The sequence below is a fragment of the Actinoplanes sp. NPDC023936 genome, assembly GCF_040639325.1.
Lineage (GTDB): Bacteria > Actinomycetota > Actinomycetes > Mycobacteriales > Micromonosporaceae > Actinoplanes.
Window position 1 is genome coordinate 327,176 of sequence record NZ_JBEZZR010000006.1, and the last position, 14,309, is coordinate 341,484.

At 66.7% G+C, this 14,309-nt stretch carries 27 protein-coding genes; all 27 read right to left on the reverse strand.

Annotation, left to right across the window (positions count from 1 at the left end; genetic code table 11):
- Positions 1-5: 5 nt before the first annotated feature.
- The gene (rpsM, locus tag AB0F72_RS11835; RefSeq protein WP_014440746.1) at positions 6-386 is read right to left on the reverse strand and encodes a 30S ribosomal protein S13; all 381 of its coding nucleotides are present in this window, start codon (positions 384-386) and stop codon (positions 6-8) included.
- Positions 387-549: 163 nt separating this feature from the next.
- Positions 550-666, reverse strand: coding sequence for a 50S ribosomal protein L36 (rpmJ, locus tag AB0F72_RS11840; protein ID WP_014440745.1), 117 nt, complete (start codon positions 664-666; stop codon positions 550-552).
- A gap of 53 nt (positions 667-719) precedes the next feature.
- A complete protein-coding gene (infA, locus tag AB0F72_RS11845; RefSeq protein WP_007073013.1) occupies positions 720-941 on the reverse strand; it encodes a translation initiation factor IF-1 in 222 nt (73 codons plus the stop codon).
- Between the two features lie 234 nt (positions 942-1,175).
- Positions 1,176-1,610, reverse strand: a complete 435-nt coding sequence (locus AB0F72_RS11850) for a DUF1707 domain-containing protein (protein WP_360429166.1) — start codon at positions 1,608-1,610, stop codon at positions 1,176-1,178.
- Between the two features lie 48 nt (positions 1,611-1,658).
- Entirely contained in the window at positions 1,659-2,492 is an 834-nt protein-coding gene (gene map / locus AB0F72_RS11855) for a type I methionyl aminopeptidase (protein WP_360429168.1), read from the reverse strand.
- Between the two features lies 1 nt (position 2,493).
- Positions 2,494-3,147, reverse strand: a complete 654-nt coding sequence (locus AB0F72_RS11860; RefSeq protein WP_360429171.1) for an adenylate kinase — start codon at positions 3,145-3,147, stop codon at positions 2,494-2,496.
- 74 nt (positions 3,148-3,221) lie between these two features.
- Positions 3,222-4,562 carry a preprotein translocase subunit SecY gene (gene secY, locus AB0F72_RS11865; RefSeq protein ID WP_360429173.1) on the reverse strand — a complete coding sequence of 447 codons (1,341 nt, stop codon included), beginning with the start codon at positions 4,560-4,562 and terminating at the stop codon, positions 3,222-3,224.
- A 403-nt stretch (positions 4,563-4,965) separates the two neighbouring features.
- Positions 4,966-5,415 (reverse strand): 50S ribosomal protein L15, encoded by a 450-nt coding sequence (rplO, locus tag AB0F72_RS11870; RefSeq protein WP_014440740.1) that lies wholly within the window; start codon positions 5,413-5,415, stop codon positions 4,966-4,968.
- Positions 5,415-5,597, reverse strand: coding sequence for a 50S ribosomal protein L30 (gene rpmD, locus AB0F72_RS11875; RefSeq protein ID WP_014440739.1), 183 nt, complete (start codon positions 5,595-5,597; stop codon positions 5,415-5,417). The genes rplO and rpmD overlap by 1 nt, the downstream gene beginning before the upstream one ends.
- Positions 5,597-6,220, reverse strand: coding sequence for a 30S ribosomal protein S5 (rpsE, locus tag AB0F72_RS11880; RefSeq protein WP_360429178.1), 624 nt, complete (start codon positions 6,218-6,220; stop codon positions 5,597-5,599). The genes rpmD and rpsE overlap by 1 nt, the downstream gene beginning before the upstream one ends.
- A gap of 13 nt (positions 6,221-6,233) precedes the next feature.
- On the reverse strand, positions 6,234-6,617 hold the full coding sequence (gene rplR / locus AB0F72_RS11885) for a 50S ribosomal protein L18 (protein WP_360429314.1): 384 nt from the start codon (positions 6,615-6,617) through the stop codon (positions 6,234-6,236).
- Positions 6,618-6,625: 8 nt separating this feature from the next.
- On the reverse strand, positions 6,626-7,165 hold the full coding sequence (gene rplF, locus AB0F72_RS11890) for a 50S ribosomal protein L6 (protein ID WP_360429181.1): 540 nt from the start codon (positions 7,163-7,165) through the stop codon (positions 6,626-6,628).
- Between the two features lie 14 nt (positions 7,166-7,179).
- A complete protein-coding gene (rpsH, locus tag AB0F72_RS11895) occupies positions 7,180-7,587 on the reverse strand; it encodes a 30S ribosomal protein S8 (RefSeq protein WP_014440735.1) in 408 nt (135 codons plus the stop codon).
- A 116-nt stretch (positions 7,588-7,703) separates the two neighbouring features.
- Entirely contained in the window at positions 7,704-7,889 is a 186-nt protein-coding gene (locus AB0F72_RS11900) for a type Z 30S ribosomal protein S14 (RefSeq protein ID WP_014440734.1), read from the reverse strand.
- Between the two features lie 2 nt (positions 7,890-7,891).
- A complete protein-coding gene (rplE, locus tag AB0F72_RS11905; protein ID WP_360429183.1) occupies positions 7,892-8,461 on the reverse strand; it encodes a 50S ribosomal protein L5 in 570 nt (189 codons plus the stop codon).
- Positions 8,461-8,781 (reverse strand): 50S ribosomal protein L24, encoded by a 321-nt coding sequence (gene rplX, locus AB0F72_RS11910; protein WP_157434727.1) that lies wholly within the window; start codon positions 8,779-8,781, stop codon positions 8,461-8,463. Before rplX ends, rplE begins: the two co-directional genes overlap by 1 nt.
- On the reverse strand, positions 8,778-9,146 hold the full coding sequence (gene rplN, locus AB0F72_RS11915) for a 50S ribosomal protein L14 (RefSeq protein WP_007073026.1): 369 nt from the start codon (positions 9,144-9,146) through the stop codon (positions 8,778-8,780). The genes rplX and rplN overlap by 4 nt, the downstream gene beginning before the upstream one ends.
- Positions 9,147-9,243: 97 nt before the next feature.
- Positions 9,244-9,534, reverse strand: coding sequence for a 30S ribosomal protein S17 (rpsQ, locus tag AB0F72_RS11920; RefSeq protein ID WP_360429186.1), 291 nt, complete (start codon positions 9,532-9,534; stop codon positions 9,244-9,246).
- Positions 9,531-9,764, reverse strand: a complete 234-nt coding sequence (gene rpmC / locus AB0F72_RS11925) for a 50S ribosomal protein L29 (RefSeq protein ID WP_229073959.1) — start codon at positions 9,762-9,764, stop codon at positions 9,531-9,533. The genes rpsQ and rpmC overlap by 4 nt, the downstream gene beginning before the upstream one ends.
- Positions 9,764-10,189, reverse strand: coding sequence for a 50S ribosomal protein L16 (gene rplP / locus AB0F72_RS11930; RefSeq protein WP_014440729.1), 426 nt, complete (start codon positions 10,187-10,189; stop codon positions 9,764-9,766). The genes rpmC and rplP overlap by 1 nt, the downstream gene beginning before the upstream one ends.
- 3 nt (positions 10,190-10,192) lie before the next feature.
- Positions 10,193-11,044 carry a 30S ribosomal protein S3 gene (gene rpsC, locus AB0F72_RS11935; protein WP_360429189.1) on the reverse strand — a complete coding sequence of 284 codons (852 nt, stop codon included), beginning with the start codon at positions 11,042-11,044 and terminating at the stop codon, positions 10,193-10,195.
- Positions 11,044-11,484, reverse strand: coding sequence for a 50S ribosomal protein L22 (gene rplV, locus AB0F72_RS11940; RefSeq protein ID WP_014440727.1), 441 nt, complete (start codon positions 11,482-11,484; stop codon positions 11,044-11,046). Before rplV ends, rpsC begins: the two co-directional genes overlap by 1 nt.
- Before the next feature lie 37 nt (positions 11,485-11,521).
- The gene (gene rpsS, locus AB0F72_RS11945; RefSeq protein ID WP_014440726.1) at positions 11,522-11,803 is read right to left on the reverse strand and encodes a 30S ribosomal protein S19; all 282 of its coding nucleotides are present in this window, start codon (positions 11,801-11,803) and stop codon (positions 11,522-11,524) included.
- 12 nt (positions 11,804-11,815) lie between these two features.
- Positions 11,816-12,655, reverse strand: a complete 840-nt coding sequence (gene rplB, locus AB0F72_RS11950; protein WP_014440725.1) for a 50S ribosomal protein L2 — start codon at positions 12,653-12,655, stop codon at positions 11,816-11,818.
- A gap of 14 nt (positions 12,656-12,669) precedes the next feature.
- Positions 12,670-12,972, reverse strand: a complete 303-nt coding sequence (rplW, locus tag AB0F72_RS11955; RefSeq protein ID WP_014440724.1) for a 50S ribosomal protein L23 — start codon at positions 12,970-12,972, stop codon at positions 12,670-12,672.
- On the reverse strand, positions 12,969-13,655 hold the full coding sequence (gene rplD / locus AB0F72_RS11960; RefSeq protein ID WP_360429194.1) for a 50S ribosomal protein L4: 687 nt from the start codon (positions 13,653-13,655) through the stop codon (positions 12,969-12,971). Before rplD ends, rplW begins: the two co-directional genes overlap by 4 nt.
- Entirely contained in the window at positions 13,652-14,302 is a 651-nt protein-coding gene (gene rplC / locus AB0F72_RS11965) for a 50S ribosomal protein L3 (RefSeq protein ID WP_360429197.1), read from the reverse strand. Before rplC ends, rplD begins: the two co-directional genes overlap by 4 nt.
- Positions 14,303-14,309: the final 7 nt, after the last annotated feature.

Genomic DNA, 14,309 nt, shown 5'->3' on the forward strand with positions numbered 1-14,309 from the left:
TCCTATTACTTCCGACCGGGCTTCTTCTTACCGGCGACCGTGCGCTTCGGGCCCTTGCGGGTACGAGCGTTGGTCCGGGTCCGCTGTCCACGCACGGGCAGGCCCTTGCGGTGGCGGATGCCGGCGTAGCAGCCGATCTCAACCTTGCGGCGGATGTCCGCAGCGACCTCGCGGCGCAGGTCGCCTTCAACCTTGAAGTTGGACTCGATGTAGTCGCGGAGCTGGACCAGCTCCTCGTCCGTGAGGTCCTTGGCGCGCTTGTTCAGGTCAATTGCGGTAGCAGTCAGTGCCTCGACGGCACGGGTGCGACCGATGCCGAAGATGTAGGTGAGCGCGATCTCCATCCGCTTTTCGCGGGGAAGATCAACGCCGACGAGTCGAGCCATAAGTGGGCGTACTCCTCAGGTTTCTCACGGAGGTCTGTGCCTGTCCCACCCCGCCTGCCCGGGCGGGCCCCGGCCTCCGACCGGGGGTACAGCCACTCATGCGCGTGCATGCGTGGCCGGGACGAGCTTGTTCAGTGGTACGGATCCTGCGTCGAGGCTGTGATCAGCCCTGGCGCTGCTTGTGGCGCGGGTCGGTGCTGCAGATGACCATGACCCGGCCGTGCCGCCGGATGACCCGGCAGTTGTTGCAGATCCGCTTGACGCTCGGCTTGACCTTCACGGTTTGCCTTAACTCTCAGTCAGACGGGATAGAAAATCCCCGCGACCCGCTGCTTACTTGTAGCGGTAGACGATTCGCCCACGGGTCAGGTCGTACGGCGAGAGTTCGACGACGACCCTGTCCTCGGGAAGGATGCGGATGTAGTGCTGCCGCATCTTGCCGGAGATGTGTGCCAGGACCTTGTGACCATTAGCGAGCTCAACGCGGAACATTGCGTTCGGCAGGGGCTCGATCACTCGGCCTTCGATCTCGATGGCTCCGTCTTTCTTTGGCATGTCCTCCGCTACCTGACATCGGGTTCTTGGGGCAGGCTGTGCAACGTCTTACCCGAGCTGAAAAACGCTCGGACCAGCCGCGGCTCCCCCGCCCTCGAAGCGCTTGAGGACATGGAGGAGAGGACGCTGCGCGCCAGCACGCTAGTCTACGCGCCCGTTACACCGACGCCAAACTGAGGGTTCCGCAACCCGGGGTCGGGCGTGTCCGCGACGGACATGTACGACTTTATCGCCTCAGTGGCGACGCTTGTCCCGATCTCCCAGTCGCGCCAGGACCGCGAAGGCCACCGGGATCAGCACCCAGGCCGGCCAGAAGTAATACGCCTCACCCGAAGCCAGGCTGGAGATGCCCCAGATCACCGTGCAGAGCAGAAAAAGGCCGATCGCGGGCTGGACACCGCTCCTGCGGCCGGGCGCCTCGGCTGCCGCAGCGGCCGGAACACCGGGGGCCGGTGGCGTCGGCTGGATCTGGGACTTCTGGACCGGCACCGTGCCCGGCAGGTCGTCCAGCAGCCCGTCCAGGTCGGCGTAGGTCCGCGCGCCGTACGCCCGCTGGATCCGCTCGTCATACTCGCCGAGGTCGAGCCGGCCCTCGTCGAGTGCCTTCTTCAGCTGATCCGCCACCTGCTGCCGGTCGGCGTCGCCCGCTCGCATTCCCTCGCGCCCCATGGACCCCAGCATGCCAGCCGGGGTCCAGTTCATCTATGGGCGACGGTTCTACGGCTGTCTGGCGGTCACCAGATCGCCGAGACGGGACCGGCCGCCGTCGTGCGCGGTGGTCACCCACACCCCGTCGTCCAGCAGCGCCATGGTGTGCTCCACGTGCGCGGCACGGGAGCGGTCCCGGGTCACCACGGTCCAGCCGTCGTCGAGCTCGACCGTCCGGGGCGAGCCCATCGTGATCATCGGCTCGATCGCCAGGGCCATCCCCGGGACCACCCGGATGCCGCGGCCCGGCTTGCCGTGGTTGAGCACGTGCGGGTCCTGGTGCATCTCGGTGCCGATGCCGTGGCCGCCGTAACCGTCGACGATCCCGTACCGGCCGGCCTTGCGGATCACCTTCTCGATGTTGAAGGAGATGTCCGTCAGCCGGCCCCGGCCGTTCGCCGCGCCGCGGGCCGCCGCGGCGATACCCGCCCACATGGCGTCCTCGGCGACCTCGGCCATCCGCAGCAGCGCCGGATCGGTCTCGCCGACCCCGACGGTGATCGCCGAGTCGCCGTGCCAGCCCTCCAGGATCGCCCCGCAGTCCAGGGAGATCAGGTCGCCCTCGCGGAGGATCTGCTCGGTGCTCGGGATGCCGTGCACCACCTGCTCGTTGACCGAGGCGCAGATCGAGGCCGGGAAGCCGTGGTAGCCCTTGAACGACGGGATCGCCCCGGCGTCACGGATCACCTTCTCCGCGATCGCGTCCAGGTCGCCGGTCGACACACCGGGCGCCACGGCGTCCCGCATGGCGTCCAGAGCGGCCGCCACGATCAGGCCGGCCGCCCGCATCAGCTCGATCTGCTCGACCGACTTCAGCTGGATGTTCTGCTCGTTGCGCGCCACGTCAGCCCCCGTAGGAGCGCAGAGCGTCGATCGCGCGCACAGTCACATCCTCGACCGGTCCGGTCGCGTCGATGCCCACGAGCTTGCCCTGCGCACCGTAGAAGTCGACAAGCGGCGCGGTCTTGTCCGAGTACTCCACCAGCCGGTTCGCGATCGTCTCGGCCTTGTCGTCGTCCCGCTGGAACAGGTCGCTGCCGCAGCGGTCGCAGATGTTCTCCTTGCTCGTCGGGTCGAACTCGACGTGCCAGATCTTTCCGCAACCACGGCAGGTCCGCCGGCCGGAGAGCCGGCGGATCACCTCGTCGTCGTCGACCACGAGCTCCATCACGATGTCCAGCGCGGTGCCCAGGTCGGCGAGGAGCTTGTCCAGCGCCTGCGCCTGCGGCACGGTCCGGGGGAAGCCGTCCAGCAGGAAGCCGTCGCTCGCGTCCGGCTCGGCGAGCCGGTCACGCACCATGTTGATGGTCACCTCGTCGGGAACGAGCTGGCCGGCGTCCATGTAGCGCTTGGCCTCGACGCCGAGCGGCGTCCCCTGCGACACGTTGGCGCGGAAGATGTCACCGGTCGAGATCTTCGGTACGGCGAGATGGGCGGCGATGAACTCAGCCTGGGTCCCCTTGCCGGCCCCCGGAGGGCCCACCAGTACCAGCCGCACCTACATCGCCTCGCTTCGGTCAGGAGAAACCACGCCCACCGTCGACGCCAGAGCCCCCCGGCCCTGCGTCCCCACTACCGCAGGAACCCTTCGTAGTTCCGCTGCATGAGCTGGCTCTCGATCTGCTTCACCGTCTCCAGACCCACACCCACCATGATCAGCACTGCCGTACCACCGAACGGGAAGTTCTGGTACTGCTGCGCGTTCAGCCAGATGAAGAAGAAGTTCGGCAGGACCGAGATCAGTGCCAGGTAGAGCGCGCCCGGCAGCGTGATACGGCTGAGGATGAAGTCCAGGTAGTCGGCGGTCGGCTTGCCCGGACGGATGCCCGGAACGAAACCACCGTACTTCTTCATGTTCTCCGCGACCTCAGTCGGGTTGAACGTGATCGACACGTAGAAGTACGTGAAGAAGATGATCAGCAGGAAGTAGAGGCCGATGTAGATCGGGCTCGTCGGGTCAGCCAGATTGTTCTGGATCCAGATCTGGTAGCCCTTGAGGTTGTTCTGGTCGAAGAACTGCAGGTACAGCTGCGGCAGGTAGAGCAGCGAGGACCCGAAGATGACCGGAACGACACCAGCCTGGTTGACCTTGAGCGGGATGTAGGTGGAGGTGCCGCCGTACATCCGCCGGCCGATCATGCGCTTCGCGTACTGGACCGGGATGCGGCGCTGCGCCTGCTCGATGAAGACGACCAGCGCGATGATCACCAGGACCAGGCCGATCACCAGCAGGAACTTGCCGGTGCCGCTCGACGTCTTGATCGTCCAGCCCTCGCCGGGGAGGCGGGCCGCGATCGAGGTGAAGATCAGGACCGACATGCCGTTGCCGACGCCGCGGTCGGTGATCAGCTCGCCGAGCCACATGACCACGCCGGTGCCGGCGGTCATCGTCATCACCAGGACGGTCAGCGTCAGCCACATCGGAAGACCGGTGTCCTCCGGGATGATCTGGTACGCCGGGTTGTCCTGGTCGCAGACGTTGCCGAAGAGCTGACCGGTGCGCGCCAGCGCGACGAACGCGCTGGCCTGCAGCACGGCGAGGCCGAGCGTCAGGTACCGGGTGTACTGCGTGATCTTCGCTTGGCCGGACTGGCCCTCCTTGCGAAGCTGCTCGAGTCGCGGGATCACGACCGTGAGCAGCTGCAGGATGATCGACGCCGTGATGTACGGCATGATGCCCAGCGCGAAAACGGAGAGCTGAAGCAGCGCACCGCCGGAGAAGAGGTTGAGTAGGTTCAGCACGCCGTTGCCGGAAGCCTCGGTGAGAGCCAGGCAGGCCTTCACATTGGCGTAGGACACACCGGGGCTGGGCAATGTGGCACCGAGACGATAGATCGCGATAATCGCTACCGTGAAGAGTAGCTTCTTCCGCAGGTCAGGCGTCCGAAGCGCGCTCGAGAAGGCGGACAACAACTGATCCTCCTGCGTGGTCGCCACACTCTGGGTTGCGGTATCCCGGAAGTTCGGGCACACATCATTGGGCAGCCGTAGAGGCCGCCAGCGGAGCACTGTATCAGCAACGCCGAGAGCTCAACCACCGGCGTCGCATGGTCCGATGCCCCAGTACAACACAACTGTCCGGATTCGTGTACGAACCGGGCGTGCTCCACCTTGGCCGGTCACCCGTCCCGGCCGGTTCTCACAATACGGCAGCGCGGCCCGCTCAGAACGCCCCTGAGGGCACCGGATGTTACGACCGTGTTCCGTACCGTCGTGGCGGCTCTCGTCGCCTCACGCGCCGTCCAGGCCGCGCAACGGCGAGAGGCCGTGGCGCCGGGCTTCCCCGGTACCACGGCCTCCCACCGTTTTTCACGAACTACAGCTCGGTGACCGAACCACCGGCAGCAGCGATCTTCTCCTTGGCCGACTCGCTGAACGCGTGCGCCTTGATGGTCAGCGACACGCCGCCCAGCTCGCCCGAGCCCAGGACCTTGACCGGCTGGCCCTTGCGGACAGCGCCGGCCTCGACCAGCTCGGCCGGGCCGACCTCGCCGCCGTTCGGGAACAGCTCGGCGAGGCGGTCCAGGTTGACGACCTGGAAGACGACCTTGTTGCGCGGCTTGTTGCGCAGGCCCTTCATCTTCGGCAGGCGCATGTGGATGGGCATCTGCCCACCCTCGAACGCCGCCGAGACGTTCTTCCGGGCGCCGGTGCCCTTGGTACCGCGACCGGCGGTCTTGCCCTTGGAGCCCTCACCACGACCGACGCGAGTCTTCGCGGTCTTGGCACCGGGCGCCGGGCGCAGGTGGTGGATCTTGATCGCCATTACTCGACCTCCTCAACACTCACGAGGTGGTTCACGGCGAAGATCATGCCCCGAATCTCGGGACGGTCCTCCTTGACCACCACGTCGTTGATCCGCTTCAGGCCGAGCGACCGCAGGGAGTCCCGCTGGTTCTGCTTACGGCCGATACCGGACCGGACCTGGGTGACCTTCAAGCGTGCCATCAGCGCACCGCCGCTTCCGCACGCGCCGCCAGCATGGCCGCCGGCGCCACGTCCTCGACCGGCAGCCCACGGCGAGTCGCGACCTGCTCCGGCGACTCGAGGCCCTTCAGAGCAGCCACCGTCGCGTGCACGATGTTGATCGGGTTCGAGGAGCCGAGGCTCTTCGACAGGATGTCGTGGATACCCGCGCACTCCAGCACGGCACGCACCGGGCCACCGGCGATAACACCGGTACCAGCGGAAGCCGGCTTGAGCAGGACGACGCCCGCGGCGGCCTCGCCGGTGATCGGGTGCGGGATGGTCGCACCGATACGCGGGACCTTGAAGAAGTGCTTCTTGGCCTCTTCGACGCCCTTGGCGATTGCCGCGGGCACCTCCTTGGCCTTTCCGTAGCCGATGCCGACGGTGCCGTCACCGTCGCCGACGATCACCAGGGCGGTGAAGCTGAAGCGACGACCACCCTTGACGACCTTCGCGACACGGTTGATCGCGACGACCCGCTCGAGGTGCGGGGTCTTCTCGACGGGCGCGTTGCCGCGGCCGCCCTCACGGCGGTTGTCCCTGCGGTTGCCACCCTCGGTGTTACCGCCGGACCCGCCGCCTCGGCGCTGCTGACCAGGCATTGGTCAATTCCTCCTAGAACTCGAGTCCGGCTTCGCGGGCGGCGTCCGCAAGCGCGGCGATCCGGCCCGCGTACTTGTTGCCACCGCGGTCGAAGACCACCTTGGAAATACCCGCGGCCTTGGCCCGCTCGGCCAGGAGCGCGCCGACCTTGCCGGCGTGGGCGCTCTTGTCGCCCTCGCCACCACGGATCGAGCTGTCGAGCGTGGACGCCGAGACCAGCGTGTGGCCCTTGAGGTCGTCGATGATCTGCGCGGTGATGTTCCGCGTGGACCGGGTGACGACCAGGCGGGGACGCTCGGCAGTACCGCGGATGTTCTTGCGGACCCGGAAGTGCCGACGCGCCTTGCCAACGGCACGCGCGGCGGCGACCCCGCCGCCGTTGCGGCGCTTGAGCAGCGTGGCGGTCACTTCTTACCTGCCTTTCCAGCCTTGCGGCGGATGACCTCGCCCTGGTACTTGACGCCCTTGCCCTTGTAGGGCTCCGGCGGGCGGATCTTACGGATGTTCGCGGCGACCTCACCGACCAGCTGCTTGTCGATGCCGGCGACCGTGAACTGGGTCGGCTTCTCCACCGAGAAGGTGATGCCGGCCGGTGGCACGATGTTCACCGGGTGCGAGAAACCGAGAGCGAACTCCAGGTCCTTGCCCTTGGCGGTCACGCGGTAACCGGTGCCGTTGATCTCGAGGGTCTTCTTGTAACCCTCGGTGACACCGATGATCATGTTGGCGACGAGGGTCCGCGAGAGGCCGTGAAGCTCCTTGGCCCTGCGCTCGTCGTTGGGGCGGTTGACGTGCAGCTCTCCGCCGTCCTGCGAAACCGTGATCGGCTCGGCGACGGTGTGCGACAGCTCGCCCTTCGGGCCCTTGACCTTGACGGTCTGGCCCGTGATGGTGATGTCGACTCCGGACGGCACCGGGATCGACTTACGTCCGATTCGCGACATGTCTAAGTCTCCAGTTACCAGACGAAGGCGAGGACTTCCCCGCCAACGCTCCGCTTGCGGGCCTGCTTGTCGGTCAGCAATCCCTGGGACGTCGAAATGATCGCGACACCGAGACCACCGAGCACACGGGGCAGCTCGTCGGACTTGGCGTAAACCCGCAGGCCGGGCTTCGAGACGCGCTTGATGCCGGCGAGGCTGCGCTCACGGTTCTGGCCGTACTTGAGCTCAACGACCAGACGCTTGCCGACCGCGCCCTCCTCGGGCTCCTCAGACGTCCACGAGGCGATGTAACCCTCAGCCTTGAGGACCTCGGCGATGTTCGCCTTGATCTTCGAGTAGGGCATCGTCACCTTGTCGTGGTACGCCTGGTTGGCGTTACGCAGACGCGTGAGCATGTCTGCGATCGGGTCCGTCATCGTCATGGGTATTCGTCAACCTTTCTCGCCGGGGTTCCCGCGGGCGGGCCTACGGCGAAGCGGTATTGCACAAACCCGGCCTCTACTCCGCTGACGAGCGGCGGGCGGGGCGGTTGGATGGGTTACCAGCTGGCCTTGGACACGCCGGGGAGCTCACCGCGGTGGGCCATGTCCCGCACGCAAACGCGGCACAGGCCGAACTTGCGGTAGACCGAGTGCGGGCGACCGCACTTCTGGCACCGGGTGTAGGCACGCACAGCGAACTTCGGCTTCGCCGCTGCCTTGATGATCAGCGCCTTCTTCGCCATGCTCAGTTCTCCTTGAACGGGAAGCCCAGGAGCTTGAGCAGCGCCCGGCCCTCGTCGTCGGTCTTGGCGGTGGTGACCACCGTGATGTCCATGCCCCGCGGGCGATCGATCCGGTCCTGGTCGATCTCGTGGAACACCGACTGCTCGGTCAGACCGAAGGTGTAGTTCCCGTGGCCGTCCAGCTTCCGGCCGTCGAGGCCACGGAAGTCACGGATACGCGGCAGCGAGATCGACAGCAGCCGGTCCAGGAACTCCCACATCCGGTCGCCACGAAGGGTGACCTTCGCGCCGATCGGCATGCCCTCACGCAGCTTGAACTGCGCGATGGACTTGGTCGCCCGACGGATCAGCGGCTTCTGGCCGGTGATCGTGGTCAGGTCCCGAACCGCGCCATCGATCAGCTTGGCGTCACGAGCCGCCTCGCCGACACCCATGTTCACGACGACCTTGACCAGGCCGGGGATCTGCATGGGGTTGCCGTACTTGAACTGCTCGTTGATAGCCGGCGCGACCTCGGAGCGGTACTTCTGCTTGAGGCGCGGCAGCGTCTTGGTCTCGGTGGCGGCAGTCATCAGAGTTCCTTACCGGTCGTACGCGCGATGCGGACCTTGTTGCCGTTCTCGTCGATCCGGTAGCCGATCCGGGTCGGCTTGCCCTGGTCGTCCAGCACCTGCACGTTGGAGATGTGAACGGGGGCTTCCTGAGTAACGATGCCACCGGTCTTCGAGCCCCGCTGGTTCGTGCGGATGCGCTCGTGCTTCTTGACTCGGTTGACGCCCTCGACCAGGACCTTGTCCTGCCGCGGGAAGGCCGCAATGACCTTGCCCTTGGCACCCTTGTCCTTGCCGGCGATGACGACGACCGTGTCGCCCTTCTTGATCTTCACGGTCAGAGCACCTCCGGCGCCAGGCTGATGATCTTCATGAACCGCTTGTCGCGCAGCTCGCGCCCGACCGGGCCGAAGATGCGGGTGCCGCGGGGGTCCCCGCCGTCCTTGATGATGACGGCGGCGTTCTCGTCGAAGCGGATGTACGAGCCGTCCGGGCGCCGCTTCTCCTTGGCGGTGCGAACGACGACCGCCTTGACGACGTCACCCTTCTTCACACCGGCACCGGGAATGGCGTCCTTGACCGTGGCCACGATGACGTCGCCGATGCTCGCGTAACGGCGACCGGAGCCCCCGAGTACGCGGATGCACAGAATCTCCCGGGCACCCGTGTTGTCGGCGACACGCAGTCGCGACTCCTGCTGGATCACGTCTGTCTCCTATGTCTGCCAGTTCTCCGGGAACGTTCACCCGAAGCTTGGCGGAACGATGGTCCGGTGGGGCCGGCCGGAACCGGCCCCACCGCACTCACTTGGCCTTTTCGAGGATCTCCACGATCCGCCACCGCTTGGTGGCAGAGAGCGGACGAGTCTCCATCATCAGAACCCGGTCGCCGATGCCCGCCGCGTTCTGCTCGTCGTGCACCTTCAGCTTGCGGGTACGACGGATGACCTTGCCGTACAGCGCGTGCTTGACCCGGTCCTCAACCTCGACGACGACGGTCTTGTCCATCTTGTCGCTGACCACGAGGCCTTCGCGCACCTTGCGCTGGGCGCGCGATGCGGCTGTCTCGATCCCCTGCGGGGCGGTTTCACTCATGCTGTCACCTCATCCGGCGCAACCGAGAGCCCCAGCTCGCGCTCACGCATGATCGTGTAGATCTTCGCGATGTCCTTGCGGACGACCTGCAGCCGACGGTGATTGTCGAGCTGGCCGGTCGCGCGCTGCACACGAAGGTTGAACAGCTCCGCCTTGGCCTCCTGCACCCGCGAAACAAGCTCCTCGTCGGAGAGTTCGCGCAGCTCGGTTGCCTTAACGCCCGCTGCCATCAGCTTTCACCCACTTCGCGTGTCACGATGCGGCACTTCATCGGGAGCTTGTGGATCGCGCGGCGCATCGCCTCACGCGCGACCGTCTCGTTCGGGAACGACATCTCGAAGAGAATGCGTCCCGGCTTGACGTTCGCCACCCACCACTCGGGAGAACCCTTACCGGAACCCATGCGGGTCTCGGCCGGCTTCTTGGTCAGCGCCTGGTCCGGGAAGATCGAGATCCAGACCTTGCCACCACGCTTGATGTGGCGGGTCATCGCGATACGCGCGGACTCGATCTGCCGGTTCGTCACGTACGCCGGCTCCAGAGCCTGGATACCGAACTCGCCGAAGACGACCCGGTTGCCGCCCTTGGACGCGCCACTGCGGTCCGGGTGATGCGGCTTACGAAAGCCCTTTGGGGGCTTACGCGGCATCAGCATGTGTCAGCCCTCCTGCTGCGTCTCGGCCACGGCCGGAGCCGCGGCAACCGCGGCGTCATTCACGTTGTCGCCGTCACCGGTGGTCCGGGACTGGGCCGCAGCCCGGCCGGCCTCGGTGCCGCCCGCCGTCGTGCCGGACGAGCCGGAACGGCCACGGCGGGGACGCTCGGGACGGTCGGCACGGTCACGACGGGGGCGCGCGGGCGCCTCGGTGACGACCTCACGACCCGGAACGGCGTCGCCCTTGTAGATCCAGACCTTCACACCGATCCGGCCGAACGTGGTACGGGCCTCGAAGAAGCCGTACTCGATGTTGGCGCGGAGGGTGTGCAGCGGAACGCGACCCTCACGGTAGAACTCCGTGCGGCTCATCTCCGCGCCGCCGAGGCGGCCGGAGACCTGCACACGGATGCCCTTGCAGATCGGGTTCTTCATGGCCGACTGCATGGCCTTGCGCATCGCCCGGCGGAAGCTGACCCGGCTGGACAGCTGCTCGGCGACGCCCTGCGCCACGAGCTGAGCGTCCGACTCGGGGCTCTTCACCTCGAGGATGTTCAGCTGGACCTGCTTGCCGGTGAGCTTCTCGAGCTCGCCGCGGATCCGGTCGGCCTCCGCGCCCTTACGGCCGATGACGATGCCCGGCCGGGCGGTGTGGATGTCGACGCGAACCCGGTCGCGGGTGCGCTCGATGTCCACCTTGGAGATGCCGGCGCGCTCAAGCCCCTTGGACATCATGCGGCGGATCTTGACGTCCTCGCCGATGTAGTCCTTGTACAGCTTGTCCGCGAACCAGCGGCTCTTCCAGTCGGTGGAGATGCCGAGACGGAACCCGGTGGGGTGAACCTTCTGACCCATTACTCGGCACCCTCCGTGCTCTGGGACTCGGCCTTCGGCGCCGGCTTGGCGGCCGCCTTCTTCGCCGGGCGGGTCGCCTGGACCGCCTCGACCGCGATGGTGATGTGACAGGTGCGCTTGCGGATCCGGTACGCCCGGCCCTGCGCCCGCGGACGGAACCGCTTGAGCGTCGGACCCTCGTCGACGAACGCCTCGCTCACGAGGAGAGCGTCGGGGTCGAGCCGCTCGTTGTTCTCAGCGTTCGCGATCGCGCTGGCAAGCACCTTGTAGACCTGCTCGCTGGCGGCCTGCGGCGCGAACTGCAGGACGGTGAGCGCCTCCTTCGCGGGCAGACCGCGGACGAGGTTGACCACCCGGCGCGCCTTGTTCGGCGAGATGCGCACGTGTCGCGCAACCGCCCGCGCGCCCGGAAGCACCGGAGCGTCGCCCTTAACTGGCATCGCTGTAGCTCCTTGATCCTCTAATCCGTGTATCTGCTTAGCGACGACGGCTCTTGCGGTCGTCCTTCTCGTGACCCTTGAACGTACGGGTCAGAGCGAACTCGCCCAGCTTGTGACCGACCATGGCCTCGGTGATGAACACCGGGACGTGCTTGCGTCCGTCGTGCACGGCGATCGTGTGCCCGAGCATGTCGGGGATGATCGTCGAACGTCGCGACCAGGTCTTGATGACGTTCTTGGAATTCTTCTCGTTCTGGACTTCCACCTTCTTGATGAGGTGGTCGTCGACGAACGGGCCCTTCTTCAGGCTGCGAGGCATCTTCTACTCCCGTTACCCGCGCTTGCGGGTGGCGTAGCGGCGGCGAACGATCAGCTTGTCGCTCGGCTGGCCCTTGCGACGGGTACGGCCCTCGGGCTTACCCGCCGGGTTCACCGGGTGGCGACCACCCGAGGTCTTACCCTCACCACCACCGTGCGGGTGGTCGACAGGGTTCATGGCGACACCACGGACGGTCGGGCGCTTGCCCTTCCACCGCATACGACCAGCCTTGCCCCAGTTGATGTTCGACTGGTCGGCGTTGCCGATCTCGCCGACGGTGGCGCGGCAGCGCACGTCGACGCGACGGATCTCGCCGGAGGGCATACGCAGCGTGGCGTACACGTCCTCACGGCCGAGGAGCTGGATGCCGACGCCGGCCGAACGGGCCAGCTTGGCGCCACCGCCGGGACGAAGCTCCACGTTGTGGATCGTCGTACCGACCGGGATGTTGCGCAGCGGCAGGTTGTTGCCGGGCTTGATGTCGGCGCCAACGCCCGACTCCACCCGGTCACCCTGCTTGAGGTCCTTCGGCGCCACGATGTAGCGCTTTTCCCCGTCCGCGTAGTGGAGCAGCGCGATACGGGCGGTGCGGTTCGGGTCGTACTCGATGTGAGCGACCTTGGCCGGCACGCCGTCCTTGTCGTTCCGCTTGAAGTCGATCAGCCGGTACTGCCGCTTGTGGCCGCCGCCCTGGTGCCGGGTGGTGATCCGGCCGTGGACGTTGCGGCCGCCCTTCTTGGGCAGCGGGACCAGCAGAGACTTCTCCGGCGTCGACCGGGTGATCTCAGCGAAGTCGGCGACGCTCGAGCCGCGGCGGCCCGGCGTGGTCGGCTTGTACTTACGGATAGCCATGATTCATGAACCCCTTAGCTGACCGGGCCGCCGAAGGCCTCGATGCGGTCCCCGTCAGCCAGCTTCACCATCGCGCGCTTGGTGGCCTTACGCTGGCCCCAGCCGGTGCGGGTGCGCTTGCGCTTGCCCTCACGGTTAGCGGTGTTCACGGACAGCACGCGGACGTTGAAGATCTGCTGGATCGCGATCTTGATCTGGGTCTTGTTCGCGTCCGGGTGGACGAGGAACGTGTACCAGTTCTGGTCGAGAACGCTGTAGCTCTTCTCGGAGACCACCGGGGCGACGATGATGTCGCGCGGGTCGGCGATCGTGCTCACTTGTCGCCCTCCTCGGACGTCTCGGCGGCCGAACCGCCCAGGCTCTGCGCGCCAGTTCCTTTCGCAAGCTCAAGGAACTCGTCGAGCGCGACCTTCGTGAAGACCACCTCGTCCGCGACCAGCACGTCGTAGGTGTTCAGCTGGCCGGCCTCGATGAGGTGCACGGTCGGCTCGTTGCGCAGCGAGACCCAGTTCAGCTCGTCCTGGCTGTCCAGAACGACGAGAACCTTGGTCGTCTGGGCGACCTTGCGCAGCGCCGTCACGGCGGCCTTGGTCGACGGCTTCTCGCCGGTGACGAAGGACTCGACGACGAACACGCGGCCGTCCCGGGCCCGGTCCGAGAGGGCGCCACGCAGAGCGGCGGCCTTCATCTTCTTGGGGGTCCGCTGGCTGTAGTCGCGCGGCACGGGACCGTGCACGACGCCACCACCGGTGAACTGCGGCGCGCGGATCGAGCCCTGACGGGCGCGACCGGTGCCCTTCTGCTTGTACGGCTTCTTGCCGCCGCCGGCGACCTCGCCGCGGGTCTTCGCCTTGGCCGTGCCCTGACGGGCGGCGGCCAGCTGCGCCACGACGACCTGGTGCATCAGCGGGATGTTCGCCTGGACGTCGAAGACGTTCGAGGGAAGCTCGACCGAGCCGGCCTTGTTGCCCTCGGCGTTGATCACGTCAACCGAGCTCACTTGGCACCGCCCTTCTTCGCCGCGGAACGGACCAGGATCAGCGCGCCCTTGGGACCGGGAACCGCGCCCCTGACCAGGATCAGGTTCCGCTCGGTGTCGACGGCCTGGATGGTCAGGTTCTGCACGGTGAACCGCTTGCCACCCATGCGACCCGCCATCCGGACGCCCTTGAAAACGCGGCCGGGAGTGGCGCAGGCGCCGATCGAGCCGGGCGAGCGGTGCTTGCGCTCGACACCGTGGCTGGCGCGCAGACCGTGGAAGCCGTGCCGCTTCATGACACCGGCGTAGCCCTTACCGCGGGTCTTGCCGGTCACGTCGATGGCACTGCCGGCGGCGAAGGAGTCAACCGTGACCTCCTGGCCGAGCTCGTACTCGCCGGCGTCGACGGTGCGCAGCTCCACGAGGTGGCGCCGCGGCGACACGCCGGCCTTGGCGTAGTGGCCGGCCTCAGGCTTGTTGACCTTGCGCGGGTCGATCGAGCCGTATGCCAGCTGGACAGCCGAGTAGCCGTCCTTCTCATCGGTGCGGACCTGGGTCACGACGCACGGGCCGGCCTGAACCACGGTCACCGGGACGACCTTGTTGTTGTCCCAGACCTGGGTCATGCCGAGCTTGGCGCCCAGGATCCCCTTAACTTGCCTGTCCATTAGTCGC